The 21,842-nt window shown below is 65.3% G+C and carries 26 protein-coding genes; 12 read left to right on the top strand and 14 right to left on the bottom strand.

Annotated elements, in window-relative coordinates:
• Positions 1 to 60: 60 nt before the first annotated feature.
• Both FJ977_RS20445 and FJ977_RS20450 read right to left on the bottom strand, forming a co-directional pair.
• Positions 61 to 1,683 (bottom strand): ABC-F family ATP-binding cassette domain-containing protein, encoded by a 1,623-nt coding sequence (locus FJ977_RS20445; RefSeq protein WP_140774029.1) that lies wholly within the window; start codon positions 1,681 to 1,683, stop codon positions 61 to 63.
• A 125-nt stretch (positions 1,684 to 1,808) separates the two neighbouring features.
• Positions 1,809 to 2,708 (bottom strand): LysR family transcriptional regulator, encoded by a 900-nt coding sequence (locus FJ977_RS20450; RefSeq protein ID WP_140774030.1) that lies wholly within the window; start codon positions 2,706 to 2,708, stop codon positions 1,809 to 1,811.
• Between the two features lie 123 nt (positions 2,709 to 2,831).
• Between FJ977_RS20450 and FJ977_RS20455 the strand changes: the two genes are divergently transcribed.
• The 4 genes from FJ977_RS20455 (at position 2,832) to FJ977_RS20470 (ending at position 5,175) form a co-directional block, all read left to right on the top strand.
• Positions 2,832 to 3,578 (top strand): glucose 1-dehydrogenase, encoded by a 747-nt coding sequence (locus tag FJ977_RS20455; protein WP_140774031.1) that lies wholly within the window; start codon positions 2,832 to 2,834, stop codon positions 3,576 to 3,578.
• Between the two features lie 35 nt (positions 3,579 to 3,613).
• Positions 3,614 to 4,255, top strand: coding sequence for a glutathione S-transferase N-terminal domain-containing protein (locus tag FJ977_RS20460; RefSeq protein WP_140774032.1), 642 nt, complete (start codon positions 3,614 to 3,616; stop codon positions 4,253 to 4,255).
• A 221-nt stretch (positions 4,256 to 4,476) separates the two neighbouring features.
• On the top strand, positions 4,477 to 4,788 hold the full coding sequence (locus FJ977_RS20465) for a hypothetical protein (RefSeq protein WP_244735455.1): 312 nt from the start codon (positions 4,477 to 4,479) through the stop codon (positions 4,786 to 4,788).
• Between the two features lie 33 nt (positions 4,789 to 4,821).
• Positions 4,822 to 5,175, top strand: a complete 354-nt coding sequence (locus FJ977_RS20470; RefSeq protein WP_140774033.1) for a hypothetical protein — start codon at positions 4,822 to 4,824, stop codon at positions 5,173 to 5,175.
• Between the two features lie 107 nt (positions 5,176 to 5,282).
• Here the strand turns inward: FJ977_RS20470 and FJ977_RS20475 are convergent, their stop codons facing one another.
• Together FJ977_RS20475 and FJ977_RS20480 are read right to left on the bottom strand one after the other, a co-directional pair.
• A complete protein-coding gene (locus FJ977_RS20475; protein WP_140774034.1) occupies positions 5,283 to 6,362 on the bottom strand; it encodes a transporter substrate-binding domain-containing protein in 1,080 nt (359 codons plus the stop codon).
• 211 nt (positions 6,363 to 6,573) lie between these two features.
• Positions 6,574 to 6,807, bottom strand: a complete 234-nt coding sequence (locus tag FJ977_RS20480) for a hypothetical protein (RefSeq protein WP_246683220.1) — start codon at positions 6,805 to 6,807, stop codon at positions 6,574 to 6,576.
• Positions 6,808 to 6,936: 129 nt separating this feature from the next.
• Here FJ977_RS20480 and FJ977_RS20485 point away from each other — a divergent pair, with 129 nt between their 5' ends.
• A complete protein-coding gene (locus tag FJ977_RS20485) occupies positions 6,937 to 7,581 on the top strand; it encodes a glutathione S-transferase family protein (protein ID WP_140774035.1) in 645 nt (214 codons plus the stop codon).
• A 2-nt stretch (positions 7,582 to 7,583) separates the two neighbouring features.
• Here the strand turns inward: FJ977_RS20485 and FJ977_RS20490 are convergent, their stop codons facing one another.
• Positions 7,584 to 8,183 (bottom strand): YdeI/OmpD-associated family protein, encoded by a 600-nt coding sequence (locus tag FJ977_RS20490; protein WP_140774036.1) that lies wholly within the window; start codon positions 8,181 to 8,183, stop codon positions 7,584 to 7,586.
• Positions 8,184 to 8,378: 195 nt separating this feature from the next.
• On the opposite strand from FJ977_RS20490, the gene FJ977_RS20495 reads away from it, so the two are divergent.
• Positions 8,379 to 8,723: a VOC family protein gene (locus FJ977_RS20495; RefSeq protein ID WP_065005370.1), complete on the top strand. Its 345-nt coding sequence runs from the start codon at positions 8,379 to 8,381 to the stop codon at positions 8,721 to 8,723.
• Positions 8,724 to 8,779: 56 nt separating this feature from the next.
• Here FJ977_RS20495 and FJ977_RS20500 read toward each other — a convergent pair whose 3' ends face one another.
• Entirely contained in the window at positions 8,780 to 9,253 is a 474-nt protein-coding gene (locus FJ977_RS20500) for a cupin domain-containing protein (protein ID WP_140774037.1), read from the bottom strand.
• A gap of 65 nt (positions 9,254 to 9,318) precedes the next feature.
• Here FJ977_RS20500 and FJ977_RS20505 point away from each other — a divergent pair, with 65 nt between their 5' ends.
• On the top strand, positions 9,319 to 9,774 hold the full coding sequence (locus tag FJ977_RS20505) for a MarR family winged helix-turn-helix transcriptional regulator (protein WP_140774038.1): 456 nt from the start codon (positions 9,319 to 9,321) through the stop codon (positions 9,772 to 9,774).
• A gap of 131 nt (positions 9,775 to 9,905) precedes the next feature.
• A complete protein-coding gene (locus FJ977_RS20510; RefSeq protein WP_140774039.1) occupies positions 9,906 to 10,634 on the top strand; it encodes an SDR family oxidoreductase in 729 nt (242 codons plus the stop codon).
• On the opposite strand, the gene FJ977_RS20515 is transcribed toward FJ977_RS20510, so the two are convergent.
• Both FJ977_RS20515 and FJ977_RS20520 read right to left on the bottom strand, forming a co-directional pair.
• The gene (locus FJ977_RS20515) at positions 10,631 to 11,620 is read right to left on the bottom strand and encodes a LysR family transcriptional regulator (RefSeq protein WP_140774040.1); all 990 of its coding nucleotides are present in this window, start codon (positions 11,618 to 11,620) and stop codon (positions 10,631 to 10,633) included. The two genes, FJ977_RS20510 and FJ977_RS20515, sit on opposite strands and share 4 nt — an antisense overlap.
• A gap of 16 nt (positions 11,621 to 11,636) precedes the next feature.
• Positions 11,637 to 12,542: a S1C family serine protease gene (locus tag FJ977_RS20520; RefSeq protein WP_140774041.1), complete on the bottom strand. Its 906-nt coding sequence runs from the start codon at positions 12,540 to 12,542 to the stop codon at positions 11,637 to 11,639.
• Positions 12,543 to 12,855: 313 nt separating this feature from the next.
• On the opposite strand from FJ977_RS20520, the gene yghU reads away from it, so the two are divergent.
• Positions 12,856 to 13,722 carry a glutathione-dependent disulfide-bond oxidoreductase gene (gene yghU, locus FJ977_RS20525; protein ID WP_140774042.1) on the top strand — a complete coding sequence of 289 codons (867 nt, stop codon included), beginning with the start codon at positions 12,856 to 12,858 and terminating at the stop codon, positions 13,720 to 13,722.
• 105 nt (positions 13,723 to 13,827) lie between these two features.
• On the opposite strand, the gene FJ977_RS20530 is transcribed toward yghU, so the two are convergent.
• On the bottom strand, positions 13,828 to 14,127 hold the full coding sequence (locus tag FJ977_RS20530; RefSeq protein WP_140774043.1) for a DUF1236 domain-containing protein: 300 nt from the start codon (positions 14,125 to 14,127) through the stop codon (positions 13,828 to 13,830).
• 929 nt (positions 14,128 to 15,056) lie between these two features.
• Here FJ977_RS20530 and FJ977_RS20535 point away from each other — a divergent pair.
• Complete coding sequence (locus FJ977_RS20535; protein ID WP_140774044.1) at positions 15,057 to 15,263, top strand: hypothetical protein; 207 nt, start codon at positions 15,057 to 15,059, stop codon at positions 15,261 to 15,263.
• Between the two features lie 49 nt (positions 15,264 to 15,312).
• Here FJ977_RS20535 and FJ977_RS20540 read toward each other — a convergent pair whose 3' ends face one another.
• Together FJ977_RS20540 and FJ977_RS36695 are read right to left on the bottom strand one after the other, a co-directional pair.
• A complete protein-coding gene (locus FJ977_RS20540; protein WP_140774045.1) occupies positions 15,313 to 16,539 on the bottom strand; it encodes an amidohydrolase family protein in 1,227 nt (408 codons plus the stop codon).
• Between the two features lie 262 nt (positions 16,540 to 16,801).
• Positions 16,802 to 18,409 carry a WD40 repeat domain-containing protein gene (locus tag FJ977_RS36695; RefSeq protein ID WP_140774046.1) on the bottom strand — a complete coding sequence of 536 codons (1,608 nt, stop codon included), beginning with the start codon at positions 18,407 to 18,409 and terminating at the stop codon, positions 16,802 to 16,804.
• A 334-nt stretch (positions 18,410 to 18,743) separates the two neighbouring features.
• Between FJ977_RS36695 and FJ977_RS36130 the strand changes: the two genes are divergently transcribed.
• The gene (locus tag FJ977_RS36130; protein WP_202326678.1) at positions 18,744 to 18,851 is read left to right on the top strand and encodes a putative RiPP precursor; all 108 of its coding nucleotides are present in this window, start codon (positions 18,744 to 18,746) and stop codon (positions 18,849 to 18,851) included.
• 1 nt (position 18,852) lies between these two features.
• On the opposite strand, the gene FJ977_RS36330 is transcribed toward FJ977_RS36130, so the two are convergent.
• Positions 18,853 to 19,026, bottom strand: a complete 174-nt coding sequence (locus FJ977_RS36330) for a hypothetical protein (protein WP_246683222.1) — start codon at positions 19,024 to 19,026, stop codon at positions 18,853 to 18,855.
• A 29-nt stretch (positions 19,027 to 19,055) separates the two neighbouring features.
• On the bottom strand, positions 19,056 to 20,045 hold the full coding sequence (locus FJ977_RS20550; RefSeq protein WP_246683224.1) for a hypothetical protein: 990 nt from the start codon (positions 20,043 to 20,045) through the stop codon (positions 19,056 to 19,058).
• Between the two features lie 176 nt (positions 20,046 to 20,221).
• Here FJ977_RS20550 and FJ977_RS20555 point away from each other — a divergent pair, with 176 nt between their 5' ends.
• Positions 20,222 to 20,779, top strand: coding sequence for a GNAT family protein (locus tag FJ977_RS20555; protein WP_140774047.1), 558 nt, complete (start codon positions 20,222 to 20,224; stop codon positions 20,777 to 20,779).
• 48 nt (positions 20,780 to 20,827) lie between these two features.
• On the opposite strand, the gene FJ977_RS20560 is transcribed toward FJ977_RS20555, so the two are convergent.
• On the bottom strand, positions 20,828 to 21,598 hold the full coding sequence (locus FJ977_RS20560) for an exodeoxyribonuclease III (RefSeq protein WP_140774048.1): 771 nt from the start codon (positions 21,596 to 21,598) through the stop codon (positions 20,828 to 20,830).
• Positions 21,599 to 21,842 lie beyond the last annotated feature (244 nt).

Below are 21,842 nucleotides of genomic sequence, written 5' to 3' on the forward strand. Positions count from 1 at the left end.
GCCCCGTTCACACGCAAGCTGGTTCCAAGGGCGGCGTCGGCTCGACAGCCGCCCTTATTGTCAGCTCCGCAAGCCCGGTGCTTCCTGCCCCGTCCTCTCGACATATTCCGTATAGCCGCCGCCATAGGTGTGGATGCCTTCGGGCGTCAGTTCCAGAACGCGGTTGGAGAGCGCGGCCAGAAAATGCCGGTCGTGCGAGACGAACAGCATGGTGCCCTCATATTGCGACAGCGCCTCGATCAGCATCTGCTTGGTGGTGATATCGAGGTGGTTGGTCGGCTCGTCCAGCACCAGCAGGTTGGGCGGATCGAACAGCATCAACGCCATCACCAGCCGCGCCTTTTCGCCGCCTGACAGCACCCGGCATTTCTTCTCGATCTCGTCGCCGGAAAAGCCGAAGCAGCCGGCAAGCGCGCGAAGCGGCGCCTGGCCGGCCTGCGGGAAATTGTCTTCCAGCGTCTGGAACACGGTGCGCTCGCCCTCAAGCAGTTCCATGGCGTGCTGGGCGAAATAGCCCATCTTCACGCTCGGTCCCCGCGCCACCGTCCCGGTGTCGGGGTCGGAAGCGCCGGCCACCAGCTTGAGCAGCGTCGACTTGCCGGCGCCGTTGACGCCCATGATGCACCAGCGCTCGCGGCGGCGGACCTGGAAGTCGAGCCCCTCATAGATGGTGCGGCTGCCATAGGCCTTGTGGACGTTCTTCAAGGTCACGACATCCTCGCCGCAGCGCGGCGCCGGCTGGAACTCGAAATTCACCACCTGGCGACGCTTGGGCGGCTCGACGCGGTCGATCTTGTCGAGCTTCTTCACCCGGCTCTGCACCTGCGCCGCATGCGAGGCGCGCGCCTTGAAGCGCTCGATGAAGGCGATCTCCTTGGCCAGCATCGCCTGCTGGCGCTCGAACTGCGCCTGCTGCTGCTTGTCGGCGATCGCCCGCTGCTGCTGGTAGAATTCGTAATCGCCGGAATAGGCGGTCAGCGAACCGGCATCGATCTCGACGATCTTGTTGACGATGCGGTTCATGAACTCGCGGTCGTGCGAGGTCATCAGCAGGGCGCCGTCATAACCTTTCAGGAACTGCTCCAGCCAGATCAGGCTTTCCAGGTCCAGATGGTTGGACGGCTCGTCGAGCAGCATGACGTCGGGCCGCATCAACAGGATGCGCGCCAGCGCCACGCGCATCTTCCAGCCGCCGGAGAGCTTGCCGACGTCGCCATCCATCATTTCCTGGGAAAAGCCCAGGCCATCGAGCACCTCGCGTGCCCGGCCGTCGAGCGCATAGCCGTCGAGCTCCTCGAAGCGATGCTGCGCCTCGCCATATTTCTCGATGATCTCGTCCATGCGGTCGGCCTGGTCGGGATCGGCCATGGCGGCCTCGAGTTCGGCCATCTCGGCCGCCACCTCGCTCACCGGCCCGGCGCCGTTCATCACTTCGGCGACAGCGCTATGCCCCGACATGTCGCCGACATCCTGGCTGAAATAGCCGATCGTGACGCCGCGATCGACCTGCACCTGGCCCTCGTCGGGCTGCTCCTGGCCGGTGATCATGCGGAACAAGGTCGTCTTGCCGGCGCCGTTCGGCCCGACAAGGCCGACCTTCTCGCCCTTCTGCAGGGCGGCGGACGCCTCGATGAAGACAAGCTGACGGCCGTTCTGCTTGCTGATGCTTTCAAGTCTGATCATGATGTTCCGAGGGACGCCTGGAAATTGAAGGAATTTCCCGGGCCTTTACGCGATCGGCCGCTCCGGTGGAAGCGCGCAAATTGTCCGGCGCGGCGAAGGCCGTCCCGAGTCCGGCACCAGGCGTCTCAGGACGTCAGGCCGGTGCCGGCGGCCAGGCCGTCCAGCCGCGCCAGGAACAGCTTCAGCAGCGGCGAGGTGTTGGACTTGGCATAGCCGAGCACGAGGTCGATGGTCGGCACCGGCCCGGCCAGCGGCCGGCTCACCACCGAGCGCGGCAAAAGATGTTCGGCATAGACCGGCAGCAGGCTGACGCCACCGGTCGAACTTACCAGCGAGATCGCCATCGACAGGTTCTCGGCTTCATGGGCGGGGCGCAGCGTGACGCCGACCCGCCGCGCATAATCGTCGATGACGATCTTCAGCGCCGGCGCTGCCCTGGTCGGCATGATGAAGGTTTCGGCGGCCAGATCCTCGATGCGCACGGCATCGAGCGTTGCCAGCGGATGGCCCGCCGGCAGGATCGCCACCAGCGGCTCGCGCGCCAAAAGCTTGAACGCCAGGCCCGACACCCAGTCCTCGCGGCGAAGGAAGGCAACGTCGATCGCGCCGCGCAGCAGCCCGCCTGCCAGTTCCGGAGAGGACTGGCTGGACACGGTCACGTCGAGATTGGGCAGTTCGCTGCCCAGGATGCGCAACGCCTGGGGCAGCCACGTCACCTCCTGTCCGGTCAGGAAGCCCAGCGCGAAGGCGGCCTTGGCCGGCTGCGCGGCGCGGCGTGCGGCAATGCCTGCCGCCTCCACCTGCATCAGCGCCAGCCTTGCATGGTCGAGGAATGTCCGGCCAGCCGCCGTCAGTTCGATGCCGCGCGCGCCGCGCACAAGAAGCCTGGTGCCGACCTCCAGCTCCAGGTCGCGCATCTGCCGGCTCAGTGAAGGCTGCGCGGTGTGCAGCCGCTTTTCGGCCGCGAGCGTCAGGCTGCCCTCTTCCGCGACGGCGATGAAGTAGCGGAGATGGCGCAGTTCCATGATCTTCAGCCATGCTTTGAAAGTATGGCTGAAGCATACAAAGTCTTGGTCGCCAAGTCATCACTCCCCCATCTTCGCATCCATTGGCGGTGCAGGTCGCACGCCCTTTCAAGGAGAACGAAGATGGATACCAAGATTGTCTTGATCACTGGCGCGCTGACCGGCATTGGCCGCGCCACCGCGCTGGCCTTTGCCAGGGACGGTGCGCGGCTTGTCGTTTCCGGCCGCCGCGAGGAAGCCGGTGCAGCCCTTGTCGAGGAATTGCGCGGCCTTGGCGCCGAGGCCGAATTCATCAAGGCCGATATCCGCGAAGACGATCAGGTCGCGGCCCTCGTCGACCGGACCGTCGCTCACTTCGGCCGCCTCGACGTCGCCGTCAACAATGCCGGCACCGAGGGCCAGCCAGGCCCGCTGACCTCGCAGACGGCGGCAAGCCTTGCCGCCACCTTCGACACCAACGTGCTGGGCACGGTGCTTGGCCTCAAGCACGAACTGCGCGTGATGGTCCCGCAGGGTCATGGCGCCATCGTCAACATCTCGTCGACATATGGCCATCGCGGCGGCGCCAACGCATCCATCTATGCGGCGAGCAAGCACGCGGTGGAAGGGCTGACCAGATCGGCCGCACTGGAAGCCGCCGCGGCCGGCGTGCGCGTCAACGCCGTCGCTCCCGGTCCGATCGAGACCGAGATGCTCAACCGTTTCACCGGCAATGCGCAAAACAAGGCAGGATTGCTTGCCGGCGTGCCGATGAAGCGCGGCGGCAGGCCGGAGGAGATCGCCAACGCCATCCTCTTTCTCGCCTCGGGCAAGGCCTCCTTCATCACAGGCCAGGTGCTCGGCGTCGACGGCGGCAAGGGCGCGGCCTGACCCGCCCATAACTCGGTTCACGGAAAGCAAAGACCATGTCGCACGACATCAAGCTCTATCATTCCACCAACTCGCCCAATGCCAGGCGGGTGCGCATTTTCATCGCCGAGAAAGGCATTTCCATCCCGTCGGTGGCAGTCGATCTCGGCAAGCGCGAGCAGTTCTCGGACTGGTTCACGGCCATCAACCCGCGCCAGCAGGTGCCGGCGCTTGTCGCGGACGGCACCACCATCGCCGAAGTGCCCGCGATCTTTCGCTACCTGGAAGAGGAATTCCCGGCCGTGCCGCTGCTCGGCTCCAACTCGATCGACAAGGGGCTGGTCGCCATGTGGGAGCGGCGCGCCGAACTGGACGGTCTTGCCCCGGCACTGGAAGGCATTCGCAACAAGGCCGAAGGGCTGAAAGGCCGGGCTCTGTCCGGCCCCTACGCCTATGAGCAGATCCCGGCGCTGGTCGACCGCGCCATGGCGCGCATCGCCCATTTCCATGCCGACCTCGACGTGCGGCTGCAACGCGTGGCTTTCATTGCCGGCGATCATTTTTCGGCCGCCGACATCACCGCGCTGGTCGCCCTCGATTTCGCCGCCGCCGCGATGAAGACGCCGATCCCCGAGGGATTGGACGCCTTGCGGCTGTGGCATGGCGCCGTCTCGGCACGACCGAGTGCCGCAGCCTGAGATCCTGCTCGCTCCGCCGCTTTGCCCAGCCCCGGCATTGTCCGAGGCGGCGCCGGCCCTGCCCGGCGCCCCGCTGCGATTGGCATCGATCGGGCCCCAGACACACTTCAGAAACAAGATTCAACATCCGGGAAAAACTGAGGAAAACATCGTCTGCGATAACCATCCTCGCGGCGGCCGAACGGAGACCGCCACATCAACGCAAAGGGATGGTCCCGACAATGCAACGACGTTCGACCCGATGGATGGCTGCCCTCGCCGGCATTTCGCTTGCCATGCTCGCGGTCGCATCGTCGGGCGCGGAAGCGGCGGTTACCCGGAGCGAATACTGCAGCCGGCTCGGTCTTCAACTCGACGGAGCCATCCAGACCAAGGCCAAACCCGGCGCCGGTGCGAGCGAGATCGCAGAGGCAACGGCCCTCCAGGACAAGGCGAGCCGGTTCTGTGCCGAGCGCAAGCAGGCGCAAGGCATTCGCACCTACGCCAACGCCTTGAAGCTCTTGGGCGTGACGCCGGTCGACCTCGACCAGTGACAGCAACCTACAACATGTGAAGGAAAGCCTATCATGAACAAGCCCATCCTCTCCGCGCTCGGCCTGGCCATCGCTCTCGGTCTGGCAATGCCGCTCGTCGGCACCGCCAATGCGGACACGACCACCACCACGACCGCTCCGGCAACGACCACCGCCCCCGCAACGACGACCGCTCCGGCGGCCCCTGCCGCGGCTGACGCGGCGAAGACGCCGGTCAAGGCGGCCGCGCACAAGCGTCACCGCCACCACAGGAAGCACCACAGGCATGTGCGCAAGCACGCTCACCGGCACGCGGGCAAGAAGCACGGCCACCGGCACGTCGCCAAGAAGCACCACCACATCCGCACCCACAAGAAGCATGGCCACAAGCACGCCAAGGCTGCTTGAGCTGCCCTGACTTCCCTCTGACTTCCTCCCGGGAAAAGGCCGCCACGCGCATGAAGCGGGGGCGGCTTTTTCTTGTGCCAGGGTTCGTACCCTGCCCTTTGCCCGAGCTATTTCTCGCCGAGATATTGGAAAACGGCCTGCTTCCACCAGTCGCTCTCCATCGCCTGCAGCAGGGCGACATCGAGCGGTTTGCGCAGCGGGCTGCCGAGCGGCAGCGCGATGGCGTATTGCTGCTGGTCGAAGCTCGCGTCGAGAACCTGCAGGCTGGTCGCGTAGTTCTGCCCGACCAGCCAGCCTAGCAGCGGCTTGTCGTGGACCAGCGCGTCGATCTTGCCGGCGCGCAGCGTGTCGAGGCCTTGCTCGACCGTGGCGAAGTCCTGATGACGGGTATGGGTCGAATCCAGATAGGACGCGGTCGACGAATTCTGCACGGCGCCGACCCTGACCTTGGCGAGATCGCTTTCGCCCTGCACCATGCCTTCCATCTGCGTCACCGTCAGCACCGATGTGACGCCGGCGGTGAACACCGCGATCGCGATGATCGAACCCATCATCCAGATCGCGGCGAGCACGCGTCCGGGCACGGTCCGCGGCCCGAAATCGCCGGTGCTTGCCTGTGTCGCGGCGATGGTCGACCACCACATGCTGGAAAACAGGCCCTTGGCGACGCCACCGCCGAAATCATCATTGTGGCGGCGTTCGAACATCCAGATCAGCACGCCGACCACCACCGATATGACGATCAGCCCCAGCACCGCCTGCAGGAAGCCGAACGAGGTCAGCGCGCGCAGCACCGGCCGCCAGGAGGGCTGGCTGTTGAGCGGCGTGGCAATGCCGAGCCCGGTCGAGAAAAAGGGCTGCGTGAAGTCGACGACCTTTTCGCGGTCGGCGGTGACCGTGATCGCTGCCATCGCCGCATCGAACTTGCCGCTGACGACGCCATCGATCTGGTCCTGCACGCTTGGCACTTCGACATAGCGGAAGCGAAGGTTGAGCCGCCCGGCTATTTTCTGCCAGAGATCGATGCTCAACCCCGACCAGGTGCCGTCCTGCAGCTTGAAGGCGAAGGGCGGCGCGGCCTTGATCCCGACCGCTATCTCCTTGGCCGACAGGGACGAGGACTGATCGGTCTGCGCGGTGGCGCCGGTTGCGGCACACGCGACGGCGGCGACGAGGAACAACGTCATTGCCCACGAAGCAACTCTTCTCAACGGCAGGGACTCCCGCAACCAGTTCCGCCGCGCGATCGTCGCGGCGTTCGAAAAGGTAGCCGTCACGCCGCCCTTCGTCCACCCGCGATGTTGGCGCCAGCCAGGAAGCGGGACACGATAGCTCGGCGCCGATTCAAACAAAAACAGGCAGTTAGCGCGATTTCGCGATTCACCTGTTGAACCGTAATCAGGCAATGCCGAGTGCGGCCCGAACCTGCGGACCGCTCATGCCGCTGTCAAAGACGACAGTGCCAGGATCGAAGCGGCGGGCCTGCGACAGCGGCCCGGCCCCAACCCGATCGAGGCCGGCACCGCCCACCAGCCGCGCCGCGATGGCAACAGCCCCGGCGTCATCACCGGCGAGCGCAATGCCGATCCTGTTGCCGGCGCGATGCGCCTGCGATCGCAGCGTCGTCCACATGACGGTGCTGAAGGCGCGAACAAGCCGCGCGGCACAAGCGGCGCCACGGCAAGAGCCACGCCGTCCGCAGGAATCGGGTGTCGGCCGGCATCGCGCCATGCGATCGTTGATCCGTCACGAGGATCGGCCATGCTCACGCTTCACGATTATCTGCCATCGCAAAATGGCTGGAAAGCCAGGGTTCTGCTCGGGCTGCTGAAGATCCCTCACAACACGCGCATCGTCTCGATTTTCGAGGGCGAAAGCCACACCGACGCCTTCCTGGCGCTCAACCCGGCCGGCGCGGTTCCCGTGCTCGAGCTCGAGGACGGCAGCGCCATCGCCGAATCCAACGCGATCCTCACCTACCTCGCCGAAGGCACGCCCTTGCTGCCGGCGGATCGCTATCAACGCGCCAAGATCATGCAGTGGCTGTTCTTCGAGCAATACAATGTCGAGCCCGTCATCGGCTCGCTGCGTTTCTGGACCTTGACCGGGCGGCTCGAGCGCAACCAGGCCATGGTTGCCGGCAAGCGCGAAGCCGGCGCGCGAACTCTCGCCGCCCTGAACCGCAGCCTTGCCGGAACGCCGTTCCTGACCGAAAACGACCTCACCATCGCCGACATCGCCGTCTATGCATACAGCCACCGCGCCGGGGATTGCGGCTTCACCCTCGCGGACCATCCGGCATTCCTGGCATGGACCCACCGCGTGCGCGATGCCATCGGTCCCGGCTACCCCGTCCACCCCTACAGCATCGACCCGCACTCAATCGAGCCGCACTCCGGCGCCTGAGGCTACTTCTTCCCCTGCGGATAAATCGTCTCGCCGCGCTTCAGCATCGCCACGAAGGTCTCGATCTTCTTCTTGCGTCCGGCCTCGGTCCTCATGTTGTGGGTACGGAAGGCGAGCGAGAAGCGGTTCTGCGCGCTGAGTTTGTCCAGCATCGCCTTCGCCGCCGGCTCGGCATCGATCGCCGCCTGCAGATCATCGGGGATTTTCATGTCCTTGCCGCTGCCATAGGCGCGCGCCCAGCGCCCGTCGGCCTTGGCGGCCTCGACCTGGCTCAGCCCATGCGCGGTCATGCCGCCCTCCTCCACCAGCCGCGCGACATTGTCGATGTTGATCTTGCTCCAGATGCTCTTCCTGCCGCGCGGCGTGTAGCGCTGCAGGAAACTGTTCTCGTCCAGCCCCTTGCGCACGGCGTCGATCCAGCCGAAGCACAGCACGACATCGATGGCCTCCTTCGGCGTGATCGACTTCAGCCCCGAGCCGACCTTGTGCACCTTGATCCACACCTCGGTTTCGGTGGCGTGGTGCTGGCCGAGCCAGGCATGGAAACTGGCCGCGTCGGGGAATTCCCGGACCTTGGCGGGATCGACCTTGACCGGCGCCATCAGCCAGCCCGCCGGTTCGGTATCATTGTCGCTGACGCCGTTTTCATCTTGCCTCCGTCATGGTGCGATTGCCCGCATCATGGCACAGTCCACTGTCAGTTTTAGGCAGCAGTGGGGCACGCCGCCGCGAAGCAACGGAACGGCCCATCCATCGCCGCGTTGCGGCTTCAGTGCAACCGCCCGATGGAGGTCCCGATGGCGATAGAGACCATTTTCGCCCATGTCAGCTGTTCCGATCTCGAAGCGAGCATCGGCTGGTACGAAAAGCTCTTCGGCAAGCCGCCGCTGCGCCGGCCGATGCCGGGGCTGGCCGAATGGCACTTCACCGAGAGCGCCGAGCTGCAGTTGTTCGAGGACAAGGACAAGGCCGGCACCTCGACGCTGACGCTCGGCGTCCTGCCCCTGGCACCCGAACGGCAGCGGCTGGTGGCGGCCGGCCTCCAACCCGGCCCGATCGAGGAGGCCGACCATTTCTGGATCATGCGCATGCGCGATCCCGACGGGAACCTGGTGGTGTTCGCAAGCGCGGAACGCGAGTAGGAGTGCCGAACCGCGCGCGCGGGACGCCATTTCGCCCGCACGGAGAGTAAGGCTGCCTAGCCCGGTGGCGGGGCGGCCGGCGTCAGCCCATGGCGGCGCATGATCTCCATCATCCCGGCCTTGTCCGGCGGCCCGCCAGCGGCGGCGTTGAGCAGGCCGAACGCCTCGCGGAAATAGTCCGGACCGATCGCCGCCGGCGAGATGACGCACAGCGCTTTCGCATCTCGGGTGCCATTGTTGTCGAACCGGTGGACGGCGCCACGTGGAATGCACAGTGCCTCCCCCGGCCCAACCTCGATCGGCTTGCCGTTCACGGTCCAGGTGAGAACCCCTTCAATGCCGTAGATCGTCTCCTCGTAGTGATCGTGGCTGTGCGCCGGCGCGGGCAAACGCTGTGCGCCTAGCACCGTCAACTCGAAAGCGGCGACACTGCCGTTCGAATTTTCGCCCGATACGAGGAAGCGGACCGACAGCCCCTTGGTGCCGATGGTCTCATTGGATGGGTTGACCTGAAGATTCATGGCTGACATTGCGCAAACCCCTCCGGTAAATTACATTTACTAACTATCAGTAAACTCAATTTACCGGATCGTCAATGGCCACCTCCACGGAAGTTCTGCAGACCAAGACCGAGGACCTTTTGATCGGCGCCCTGCTGCGCGTTCCGGCGCAGGCCATCCAGCGCCGGCTGATCAAGGAGCTCAACGCCGCCGGTTTCGACGAATTGCGCCTGCCGCATATGGCGGTGCTGCAGTTTCCCGGCCCGGACGGCGCGCGCCCCGGCACCATCGCCGAGCGTGCCGGCATGAGCAAGCAGGCGATCAACCAGCTGCTCAGCAGCCTCGAAGGCTATGGCTATCTCGTCCGCTCCGACGGCGAAGGAGGCACGCGCGTGGTGCACTCCACCGAACGCGGCCACGCTGCTTTCTGGAAAATGGTCGACATATTGCGCGACATCGAGGAGGAGTGGCGCACCGAGCTTGGGCCGGAGCGCTTCGCCCAGCTGAAGGCGCTGCTGTTCGCTGTCTGGGACAGCCCGCTGGTGCGTTGAACGAGACGGTCCCGCCGGGCGGACACCATCATCGGCATTTCCGATGGTGCCATCGGTTTCTTCCGTTTCCCCTGCCCCGCGCCGACCTGCCAATCCCTTGCCTGTGTCCATCCAGACAAAGGCAGAGCGAAATGAGCATTTCAAATCAGAAGATCCTGATCGTCGGCGGCGGCTCCGGCATGGGACTGGCGCTGGCCAGGCGTTGCGTCGAGGCCGGTGCGACGGTCACCATCGCCGGACGTGGTGAGCAGAGGCTGCAACAGGCGCGTGAGGCGCTAGGCAATCCAGCGAACCTCGAGGTGGCCGTGGTCGACATCGCCCGGGAAGATCAAGTCGCGGACCTGTTCGCGCGCATCGGCGGGCTCGACCATATCGTCAGCACGGCGGCCGACATCGAGGGCGCCTACAGGCTGCTGCCGGAACTTGACCTCAAGGCGGCGCAACGCGTGGTCGAGAGCAAGTTCTATGGCCCGTTGCTGCTCGCCAAGCACGGCGCGCCACGGCTGGCCAGAGCCGGCTCGATGAGCTTCGTTTCAGGCATCGCCGCCTACCGGCCGGCCGCGCGCGGCTCGGTCGTCGCCGCGGTCAATGCCGCGCTCGAAGGGCTGGTGCGGGCGCTTGCCGTCGAACTCGCGCCGATCCGCGTCAACGCCGTTTCGCCCGGCTGGGTCGATACCGAGATCTGGGCGCAGGTCGCCGGCGACCGCAAGGCCGAGACGCTCGCCGCGATGGCCGAACGGCTGCCCGTCGGCAGGGTCGGCCGACCAGAGGATATCGCCGACGCCATCGCCTTCCTGATCGGCAATGGCTTTACCACCGGAACGACATTGCATGTCGAGGGCGGGCACCGGCTGGTTTAGCTGGTGACGCTCATCCCCGGGGAGTTGTTTGGAAACAAGGCTTTGGATCCATCGGCCGATTCAAGACCTGAACGATCCCCGGAGCGTTCCGGCACCAGCATGTCTCGCGCGGCGGCGAGAAATTGCCTGAGCGCCGGCGGCTGGACGCGCCGGCGCCGCCAGATCATCGCCAACGGCGCCGCCCGCATCAGGCCGGGCCATGGCAGTTCGACAAGATCGCCACGCGCAAGCGCGTCGCTGGCGGCAAGGCGTGGAACAAGGCCCAGGCCGGCGCCCGCCGCCACCAGCCGGACAATGGCGCCGATGCTGCCGGCTTCGGCGGCAAGCCTCGGAGCCGCCATGCCCGCCTCGGCAAAGGCAGTGTCGACCATATGACGGTAGATGCACCCAGGCTCCGTCGCCACGAAACGCAGCGCGGCAAGGTCTTCCAGCGCGCGTGGCGCGGTGCCCTGCCCGGGAGCCGCGACCAGCACCAGCGGTTCGGCCCCTATCGTGCGGCGGGCCAGGCGTTCATCCGCGGCGCCCCCCACGCCGTCGCGACGCTCGAAGCAGAAGGCGACATTGATGTCGCCATCCTCCAGCAAGTGCAGCAGCGTGCCGCTGTCGGCCACCTTCATCCGCACGGTGATGTCGGGATGGCTGGCCTGGAAGCCCGGCAGCCAGGGCGCCAGCCGGGCCGAGGCGATTGTTTCCAGCGCGCCGATGGTCAGCGCCCCGCTTGTCTGCCCGGTGGCCAGCAGCACCGCCGCGCGCGCCTCGCCGTCGAGCCGCAGCAGCTCCTCGGCCATCGGCTTCAGCGCCAGTCCCGCCGGCGTCAACTCCAGGCCCGACTTAGAGCGCGTGAACAAGGAAGCGCCAAGCTCGGCCTCGAGGGTCTGGATCTGGTCGCTGACACTCGATTGCGCGAGGTGGACCGCCTCGGCCGCGCGCGTGATGTTGCGGCTGCGCGCCACCGCGAGAAAGGTCTTGAGCAGTCTTGGATGCATCGCCCGGCCGGCGCGCCTACTGCAGCTGCGGCTTCTTCAAAAAACTGCCGCGGTCGGCGGACTTGACGCGCAGCCAGGTCTCGCGGCCGTCGCGCACCACGCGCATCGGGATTTCGGCACCGGCCGAGCCGCTGTCCCACAGCTTGCGATAGAAATCGGCGAGCCCGTCGACCGCGCCGTCGCGGACCTCGGAGATGACGTCGCCTTGACGCAGGCCGGCTTTTGCCGCCGGGCCGCCTTCGGTCACGCTCATCACAACCACCTTGCCGTCGCTCTCGGCCGACAGGGCGCCAAGCCATGGACGCGGCGGCCTGGCCACCTGGCCGCGCGTCAGGAGATCGTCGAGGATCGGCGGCAACAGATCGATCGGCACCACCATGTTGATATCGGCGACCTCGCCGGCGCGGCTCATCTGCAGGCGAAGCGAGCCGATGCCGAGCAGCGTGCCATCGGCGCTAAACAGCGGCGCACCGCCCCAGGAGGGGTGCGCGGGCGCGATGAAGATCGCCTCGTCGAGCAGATACTCCCAATAGCCGGCGAATTCCTGCTTGGTGACGATCTTGGCCTCGACCGCCCGGCCGATGCCGTCGGCAAGCACCACCGCGTCGCCGATCCTGGCCTTGCCGGCGTCGCCAAGCGCCACGGCCGGCAGGCCGGTCGGCGCCAGCGCCTGGACCAGGCCGAAGCCCGATTCCTGGTCATAGGCCAGCGCGTGCGCCGGGATGACACGGCCGTCATGCGCGGTCAGCCAGACCTCCTCGGCCTCAGTGATGAGATAGCCGATGGTCAGCACCAGCCCGTCATCCCTGATGACGACGCCGCTACCTTCCCTGAGCGTGCCCAGCGCGCCGGCCGTGAAGGCATCGTCCGGAACGGTCGCCCGCACGGCAACGACGGAACGCGGATTGGGATTGATGGCCATGATTCTGTCCTGCGATGCAAATGCCCTGGCGGCTTCTTCTATAGGTATGCCTCGGAGGGGATGGTGCAAGGTGCGAATTGCCGGTTCTTCCTTCTCCCCTTGTGGGGCCCGTAGGGCGGGCGAGGCCCGCGACTCGCCCCGGGCGGTGGATCGCCGCGCAGCGCCGATCCACCTTCTCCCACAAGGGGAGAAGGAAGAAGGGGCAGCGCCGACATTGACAATAGTTCAATGCAAGTTGAACTTCCGCCTCCACAGCCCTAGTTGTAGATCGACCGCCCATCCTCCCCCAAGCCCCCACGACACGAGGCCCGACATGACAGAGTACACCCCGCCGAAAGTATGGACCTGGAACAAGGCAAATGGCGGCGCCTTTGCCAGCATCAACCGGCCGATCGCCGGGCCGACGCATGACAAGGAATTGCCGGTCGGCAAGCACCCGTTGCAGCTGTACTCGCTGGCGACGCCGAACGGCGTCAAGGTGACGGTGATGCTGGAGGAGTTGCTGGCGCTTGGCCACAAGGGCGCCGAATATGACGCCTGGCTCATCAGGATCAACGATGGCGACCAGTTCGGCAGCGGCTTTGTCGAGGTCAATCCCAACTCCAAGATCCCGGCTCTGATGGATCGCAGCGGCGCCACGCCGGTACGCATCTTCGAATCCGGCTCGATCCTGGTCTATCTCGCCGAAAAGTTCGGCGAATTCCTGCCCACCGAGCAGCCGGCGCGCGCCGAGGTCCTGTCCTGGCTGTTCTGGCAGATGGGCTCGGCGCCGTATCTGGGCGGCGGCTTCGGCCATTTCTACGCCTATGCGCCGCAGAAATTCGAATATGCCATCGACCGTTTCTCGATGGAGGTAAAGCGGCAGATGGACGTGCTCGACCGCCGGCTTGCCGAAACGGAATATCTCGGCGGCAAGGATTATTCGATCGCCGACATGGCGGTATGGCCCTGGTATGGCGGGCTGGCGCTCGGCCGCATGTACAATGATTCCGGCGACTTCCTGTCGGTGCAGGACTACAGCCACGTACAGCGCTGGGCGAAGGCGATCGACGCCCGCCCTGCGGTCAAGCGCGGGCGCATGGTCAACCGCGCCTTCGGCGAGCCGGCTCTGCAACTGCACGAGCGCCACGACGCCGGCGATTTCGACACCAAGACGCAGGACAAGCTGGCCGCCGAATAGACAGCGGCAAGGGCGAACTTAACAAAAAAGCCCGCCACAAACCCGTGGCGGGCTTTTCCCAAGGCTAGACTGGTGTCGCACCCACTGTCATGGCCGAGCCATGGATCAGTGCAGCACCTCGACGATCTGACGCGTATCGGGATCGACCAGGACGGTCTGGTCGTTGATCACGGCGACGCGGTACTTGACGTTCGGCACCTCGCGCAATTCGACCTTGTCGGGCACCGGAGAGCCGAGCTTGAGCTCGAGGCCGAGCAGATTCACCGACGCCAGCGGCTGCTTCTTGACGTATTCACGAACGACCGTCTCCTGCTCGGGCTGAACGACGATTGTGTCCGCCATGGCCACGCCGATGCCGCCCATCAGAACGATCGCGGCTGCTGCACTCGAAAGATAATGTTTCATGGTAACCTCCATTTTAGATATCCGATTGCCGCCCGGGAGGAAAACTCGGTCGACACAATGAGGTTCCATCGCCTTTTGTGGAATAAATACGGCGCGCCCAACAAATGCCAATTTTTATTCTTTTTGCAATCGGGCGATAACACTCAAAGAATTCTTCAAAAATCCGTGATCAATCTTGGAATTTTGAGAGAATATAAAATAAATCCGCCATGGAAGGCGCATCTTGATGCCTCTTCCGGGAAACATGTCCGGCAACTGTCTTAGCGATAGCTAACGTAAAGCGCACGATGTCGTTCCGCATGCCGTTGCGCAGTACGACGAAAAAGGCCCGCTCTGCCGGGAGCAGAACGAGCCTTAGACGATGCCGGCGGAGGTGGCAGCCTCACCGGTCACATCAGGGAAACGCCAGCGCCGGCATCCGGTTCCCAGCCACGGCGGCATGTCCCTGCCCCGATGCAACCATGGCGCCCTGACGACGTTGTGCACGCATTCGATGAAATCCCAGCAAGGATATCGCGCCATGGCTCCCCGCCCTCCCGTGACCAAGCATCCCTTCACGCTGATGCTTGTCGTCATCGCGCTGATGGCGCCCTTTGCCGGCCTTGCCTGGCGCACGCGCGAATGGATGGGCTGGTAGGCATTCCAGGCAGCCGAGACACCAGGCAACGGCCACTTCAGGCGGGCATATCTGGCGGCAATATGACCGCCCGGGTGGCCGCCTGAATACATCTCTTTTAGCTAATGTATCGGAACGTCCAATGGACATTGCCGGAACCGAACGGGGCCTCCCGGACCTTTGCCAGAACCACCTAAGACCTTGGTCCTGCAAGGAAACGCAAAGGGCCGATGAGGTTCTTCATCGGGAACATCCCGCCTCTGCCATCGTTTGCCGCAAGGTCCCCAGACCGGATCATTTCGGAGGAAAAGCGATGTCACATCGGTCCATCATCACCAGGACAGGCCACGGCCCCGGCACGGCGATCGCCGTGTTGATGGTCGGGCTGGTGGCGGTGGGGATTGTGTTCCTCGTCCTTGGCGGCGCGCTCTATTTCGGCGAGGCGTCTTCGGACTCACACGCCCTGTCTTCGGTGCCGGCGCGGTCGTTTCAGCAAGCTGATCGCGGAGCGGCGAATTGATCGATCCGCGCTCCGGAGCATTCCATCGCCTTATGGCAAGGACGCCGCCTCAGCGCGCCAGTATCGTCCCGTCCCTGGCCACCGCCTTGCCCCGGCGATAGACCGTGCGGTCCTTAGGCACGGCCACCACCGCCTCGGGCACATGCAGCGCCCGCATGGCGACAAAATCGGCCTTGGCGCCAACCATGATGCCGTAATCCGCCAACCTGAGCGCCTTGGCGCCGGCATGGGTCACCACATCGAAGGCGTCAGCCAGTTCGCGGTCCTCGTAAAAGCCTGAGCGGTAGCCGATCATGTTGGCGCGCGAAAGCATGTCGCCATCGCCATAGGGCCACCAGGAATCGCGGATGTTGTCGGAGCCGCTGAACACGGTGACGCCCGCCTGCCGCAGGGCCGCAACCGGCGGGAAGGCATGGTTGCCGGGCGCATTGGTCATGATAGCCACGCCGGCGGCCGCCAGCATCTCGCCGGCCTTCGCCAGCGCGTCGGCCGGGATATCGCCGAGGCCATAGGCGTGGCTGACCGCGACATGGCCTGCCATGCCGAGCGCCTTGGTCCGCGCGGCGATCTCCTCGACTTGGAACAGGCCGAGCGTGCCGCCATCATGCAAATGGATATCGACGCCGGCGCCATGCTTTTGCGCCAGCCCGAACACCACATCGAGATGCCCCTTCACATCGCGGTCGAAACTGGCGGGGTCGAGCCCGCCGATCAGGTCGCAGCCGAACTTCAGCGCCTCGTCCAGAAGCTCCGCCGTGCCGGGCGAGGACAGAATGCCGCTTTGCGGGAAGGCGACGAGCTGGATGTCGATGAGGTCCCGATACGTCTCGCGCACGGCGAGAACGGTCTCGACATGGCTGAGCCCGACCGAAGCATCGACCATGACATGGCTGCGCATGGCCAGGCTGCCATGGCCGACACAGAGTTCGAGCTGGTTCTTGGCGCGCTCGGCCATCGGCGCGGCGGCGGCAAGGTTTTGCGCCTGGAAGGCAACGCGCTCGCGCACGTCGAAACCGTTGGTGCAAGGAATATGCGGCCGCCAGGCGTCGCCATGGAACGATGTGTCGAGATGGATATGTCCCTCGACGAAGGCCGGCACGACAAGCTGGCCGCCAAGGTCGACCATGATGGGATCGGTGGCGGCAGGACGGGCCGGCGGCGCCTTGCCGGCCGGCGCGATGGCGCTGAAGCGGCCGTCGGTGACGGAGAGATCGGCCAGCGACCCATCGGCCAGTTTCGCGTTGCGGAAAATCGTCTGTTCTCTCACCGGTGCTATTCCTGTTGAAAGCGCCAGTCCTCGCCGCCCGCCCGCCGCGGGTCAATGCGGCAAAGTCGAGAAACTGTTTCACGCACGGCGAACCGGGAATCACATCGCAGCTCCTGCCTATTCCGCTTTCGCGGAAGTTTCGGCGAGCCCCGCGATATGCAATGATACTGTCGCGGCGGTACGAGCCGCCCTGGTTGACGCGGGCGCCCAAGCACACCCCAACAATGCGCCCCCTCGCCCGCGTCGGCCACGGCAAACCTCTGCGGCTACCTCACTGCGGCGCGCCGGCAAACAGCACCACGCCGTCGCCGCCAGCCGCCGGCCAATCCCTGATGGTGCGGTCGTAGCCGCCGGTCAGCACCGTGCCGTCGGGAGCGAAGGCCACCGCGTAGATCGGGCCGGTCTGGCTGTCGAACATCGCGATCTGGTTGCCGGTTTCCATGTCCCACAGCCGCGCCGTGCCATCGAGCGAACCCGACAGCAGGCGCTTGCCGTCCGCCGACAGCGCGAGCGTGTAGACCGTGCCCTCATGGCCCTCGAAGCGCTTCACCTCGCGGCCGCTGTCGAGATCCCAGACCTTGATCGTCAGGTCACCGCTGCCGGTGATCAGATGGTGCCCGTCGGCGGTGAACACGGCGCCATAAGTACCTTGCTCGTGGCCGTGCCAGCTGCGCAGCTGCTTGCCGCTTTCGACGTCCCAGAGCTTCAGCGTGCCGTCGATGCTGCCGCTGAGCGCCTGCTTGCCGTCGGGTGAGACGGCGACCGCGCTGATCGACCAGTCGTGCCCGGTCAGCACATGCAGAACCGAATTGCTGACGAGATCCCAGACGATGACGTTGCCGGTATCGTGTCCGCTGACGGCGCGTTTGCCGTCCGGGCTGATCGCCAGCTTGTTGACGCCGCCATTCTGGCCGGCCTGGAAGACATGCAGCACGGCGCCGTCGGCAAGTTTGCGCAGAACGATCTCGCCGTCGTCGCCACCCGTCAGCGCGCTGACGCCGTCGGGCATGTAGAGCGCGGTGCGCGCCATGTCCTTGTGGACGCCGAGGTTGCGGATCAGGTGCTTGCCGCCAATGTCCCAGAGCTTGATCACATGGTCGGTGCTGGCGCTCATGATCGATTGGCCGTCGGGCGCCACCGAAAGCCACACGACCGCGTCGCGATGGCCATCGGGCTGCGTTGGAGCCGCCGGCGGCGGTGGCGGCAACGGCGCCACGGTCGGCGGCGGAATGACCGCGACCTCCGGCGGCGCAGGCGCGACGGGCGCGGGCGCCGGCTCGGCCACGGGCGGCGCTGGCGGCGCGGATGCTGGCGGCGGATTGGCGGCTACCGGCGGCGGAACTGGTTGCGGGGCTGGCGCGGGTGCCGGTTCGGGGGCCGGTGGCGCGCTGGCCACATCCTGGCCTTTTGGTTCACCGGGTTTGGGCTCGGCAAGTTTGGGTTGATCTGGCTTGGGCTCACTGGGCTTGGGCTCACTGGGCTTGGGTTCGCTCGGCTGGCTGGCAATCTCGCCGCCGCCATCATGCCACGGGCCGAACCGGTCGGCGGCCAGTGCCGCCAGCACGATCAACGGCAAGGCGAAAAAGATCTTGCGCAGGCCGGGCCTGCCGGTCTCCCGCACCTCGGCCGCGCGACCGAACAGTGGTGCTCCAGCCAGATGCGCCGGCCGCCCCGGCAACAGCCCGGCCCAGAACAGCAAGGCGCCGACCAGGCAGGCAAGTGCCGCCACGGAGAAAGCCGCCAGCCGGGGCAAATTAGCGCCCGGCCCGGAAAAGCCGTGCAAGACAACAGTGCTGATCAGCGGAAAGATCAGCGCCAGGCAGGCGATCGCAACCACGGCAAGGACAAGCGCAGCCAACCTGTCAGCCAATCTGTTCATCGCGCTCCCCCCTCGCCGGGCTCTCGGGCCAGACTACCAGCGTCAACCGTCTATCGCAAAACGCATCCGGTGCCTGCACGCGACGGATGGATGCGTCTGAGATCTTGAAGAAGATCGGTTAATGACCTCGATCAAGAAATCAGTTCGAATCTGATCGCGATCGCCTGCGTCGCGGCGCAAAAATGTGTTTTCGGCTTGATCAGGCGCCGCAAAAAGAACCGGTGTTAATTTACCACAGTCATCACTGATACGCGCTGGACTATCCCCAGCGAAATATTGACACCAGGCGGCACTGTGTCACTGTCCTCACGGGATATAGTGGAGAGCTTGCATTATGAAGAAGATTTATGAACGGCCCGCGCTGATCAAGAAGGGCAATCTGAAATTGATCACGGCTGCGACCAACGGCCCGATCGTGACCTCGGGTCCGACACCGCAATAGGTCAGCCCGTCAGCGTCAGGTCGTCCAGCACCATTTGCCAAGAGTGTTTCGTCGAAAGACGGACACGGGTAATTGCCTTGAGCATCGGCGCGTAGTGCAGCGGCGTCAGCGCCGATAGCGCCAACTGGTCGCTGGCGACCAGTTGCTCGCCCAGCCAGCACTCGATCAGTGCCATCTCCCCTTCAGACTTCAGCCACGCCGCGCTCAACAGCACCGAGTGAAACCCGAACGGGGTCTCGCGGCTGAACTCGGCCGGGTAGCCGCTGCTGGTATAGGCGACGTGATCGCCCGAGACATTCCGTTGACATAGCCTTCGCTGCCCTTGGTGTGGTCCTGTGCCATGGCATTGAGGTTGCGCCATTGCAGCCCGGCATGGCCGCATGGGATCTTGCGGAAGCCGCGCCCAGTGACGTCGTCGAAGCCGATCGTCCGCAGCGAGGCCTCGTTCGGCAGCGCCTGCTGCGATAGCAGCCCGAGATCGGTTGGATAGGGCGAAAGCGCGAGCTGCCGGTCAAGTCCGCCGCCGGCGATCGCCACCATGTCGGCCTCGGCGGCGAGGTCGAGCCGGAAGGGCGAACCCAGCGCCAGCACCCGGCTCTCCAGCACTCGCCCATTTGCCTTCACCGACAGTGTCGCGGTGCCATCCGCCGCCATCCGGCCGGCCAGGCTGCGCGCAGGCGCCAGGCCGACCGGCTGCGGCAGGTCCTGCGACACCAGCCCCGCCGGCGAGCCGGAGGCCAGGCGGAAATCCTGCGATTGGGTCTCATTGGCGCTGGGCGAGCGCCAGCCCGGCGGCACTGAAACCGCGAACCGGTAGGTGCCCGGCGAGCGGATCATGGCATTGGCCGAAGACATCGACATGGCGAAGTTGGCAAAGCCGCCATTGTTTGTCCTGGTTGAAGCGACGAAGCCGCCCTGTCCGTCGAACAGCCGCACCATGATGCCGGCCATCGGCCGGTCACCAACGCCATATGTCCCGTCGCGGTCGACATCCAGATAGACGAAAGACGAGTAGTTGACGGTGCCGGTGCTGTGCTCCCAGTCGGTGCGAACGGCATAGTCGTTGGCCGGATCCGCCCGGCGTCGGGCGCGGCGCCGGATGCGCGCCTTGCGCGACAGCCAGACGACGCATGTCGCGACGACAAGGATGACAGCGGCCGCGAGCAGGATTTCGACGGGGCCGAAATCATGCATGATCGGCGAACTTCGTTTGCCGCCGCTCGTGGCTATCAGGCATGCAATGCATCAAACGCCCCCCGATGCTGATCATCGCCAGACTAGCGCGAGATGTCGCCTGCGTAAAAGGACCGCGCGGCCTGGACATTCCTTGCCTCGTGCGAAAGAAGGCCGGGTCAATCAGGGGAGCATCCATGACACAGGCGACCAAACCCGTGCTGACCGGCAGCAGGGTAACGCTGAGGCCGCTGACCCGGCTCGACGCACCGGCGATCCACGCGGGGCTGGAAGAACCAGAATCGAAGTGGCTGACGGGCACGCACGCAGAGCACACACTGGCAGAGGTGGAGGCCCATTACGCAAGGGCCGAAACGGCAAGCGACCGCTGTGACTATGGCATCATCGCCGGCGGCGCTTTGATCGGCGAAGCCGTGCTGAACGGCATCGACTGGCCAAACAAGGCAGCATCGTTTCGCATCGCCATCTGGGCGGCAACCGGCCGCGACAAAGGCTACGGCACCGAGGCCGCCGCGCTGCTCCTTCATCACGGCTTCGAGGCGCTGGGGCTGAACCGCATCGAACTGGAGGTCTACGCGTTCAACCCGCGCGCCAGACGGGTCTACGAAAAGCTCGGCTTCCGGCTCGAAGGCACGCGGCGCGAGGCCTTGATCTGGGATGGCGAAGCTGTTGATGCCCACATCATGGGCCTGCTGAAGCGCGAATACTCCGGGACGCCGCCAAGGGTTGGATGAACACCGCCAGCAGACGTCGCCGCTTGCTCGAAGTCGTCCAGGCGCGACCTACTTCAACTCCACCCAGACCGGCGCATGGTCGCTGGCGCCATCCTGCCCGCGCACGTCGCGGTCGATGCCTGCCCCCTTCAGCCGGCGGGCGAGCGTCTTCGACAGCAATATGTGGTCGAGCCGCAAACCCGCATCGCGCGGCCAACGGTTCCGGCGGTAATCCCAGAAAGTGTAGAGCGTCTCCTTCGGATAGACCTTTCGCAGCGCGTCGACCCAGCCCTGCTCGATCAGGGCCGCGAAGGCAGCGCGGCTTTCCGGCTGCACCAGCGCGTTGTCGTCGTAGGAGCGCGTGGCGTAGATGTCGCGCGGCTCGGGCACGATGTTGTAGTCGCCGGCCAGCACGACCGGCAGGCCGGTGTCGAGAAGCTGCTCGGCATGCGCCTCCAGCCGTGCGTGCCAGGCGAGCTTGTACTGGAATTTCGGCCCCGGCTGCGGGTTGCCGTTCGGCGCATAGAGGCAAGCGATGATAATGCCGTTGACCGCCGCCTCGATGTAGCGGCTCTGCCGGTCGGCATCGTCGCCGGGCAGCACGTCACGGGTCAGCACCGGTTCCGCGCCGCGCGCGAGGATGGCGACACCATTCCAGGTCGGCTCGCCCTTCCACACCGCGCCATAGCCGGCATCGGCAAGCGCGGTGCGCGGAAACTGCATATCGCGCGCCTTGAGTTCCTGCAGGCAGACGACATCGGGCTTCGCCGCCGCCAGCCAGGCCAGCAAATTGTCCAGCCGGCTGTTGATGTTGTTGATGTTGAAGGTGGCGATTTTCATTGGGCGCATGAAAGCAGGAAGGCGAAGCGGGGAGCAAGAGAGGATGCGGCGCGCTGCGCCTAGGCAATAGCCAATGTCTGCGCTGCCCCTCATCCGCCTGCCGGCACCTTCTCCCCGTAAACGGGGCGAAGGGAGCGGGTGGCAAAGCCGCCGCCATTTCTGTTACATAAGCGATAGGCGAAAGCAGCGATGACCGCGTCTTTCTCCCCGCCACTATGCGGGGAGAAATGTCCGGCAGGACAAT

The sequence above is a fragment of the Mesorhizobium sp. B2-1-3A genome, from assembly GCF_006442655.1.
Classification (GTDB): domain Bacteria; phylum Pseudomonadota; class Alphaproteobacteria; order Rhizobiales; family Rhizobiaceae; genus Mesorhizobium.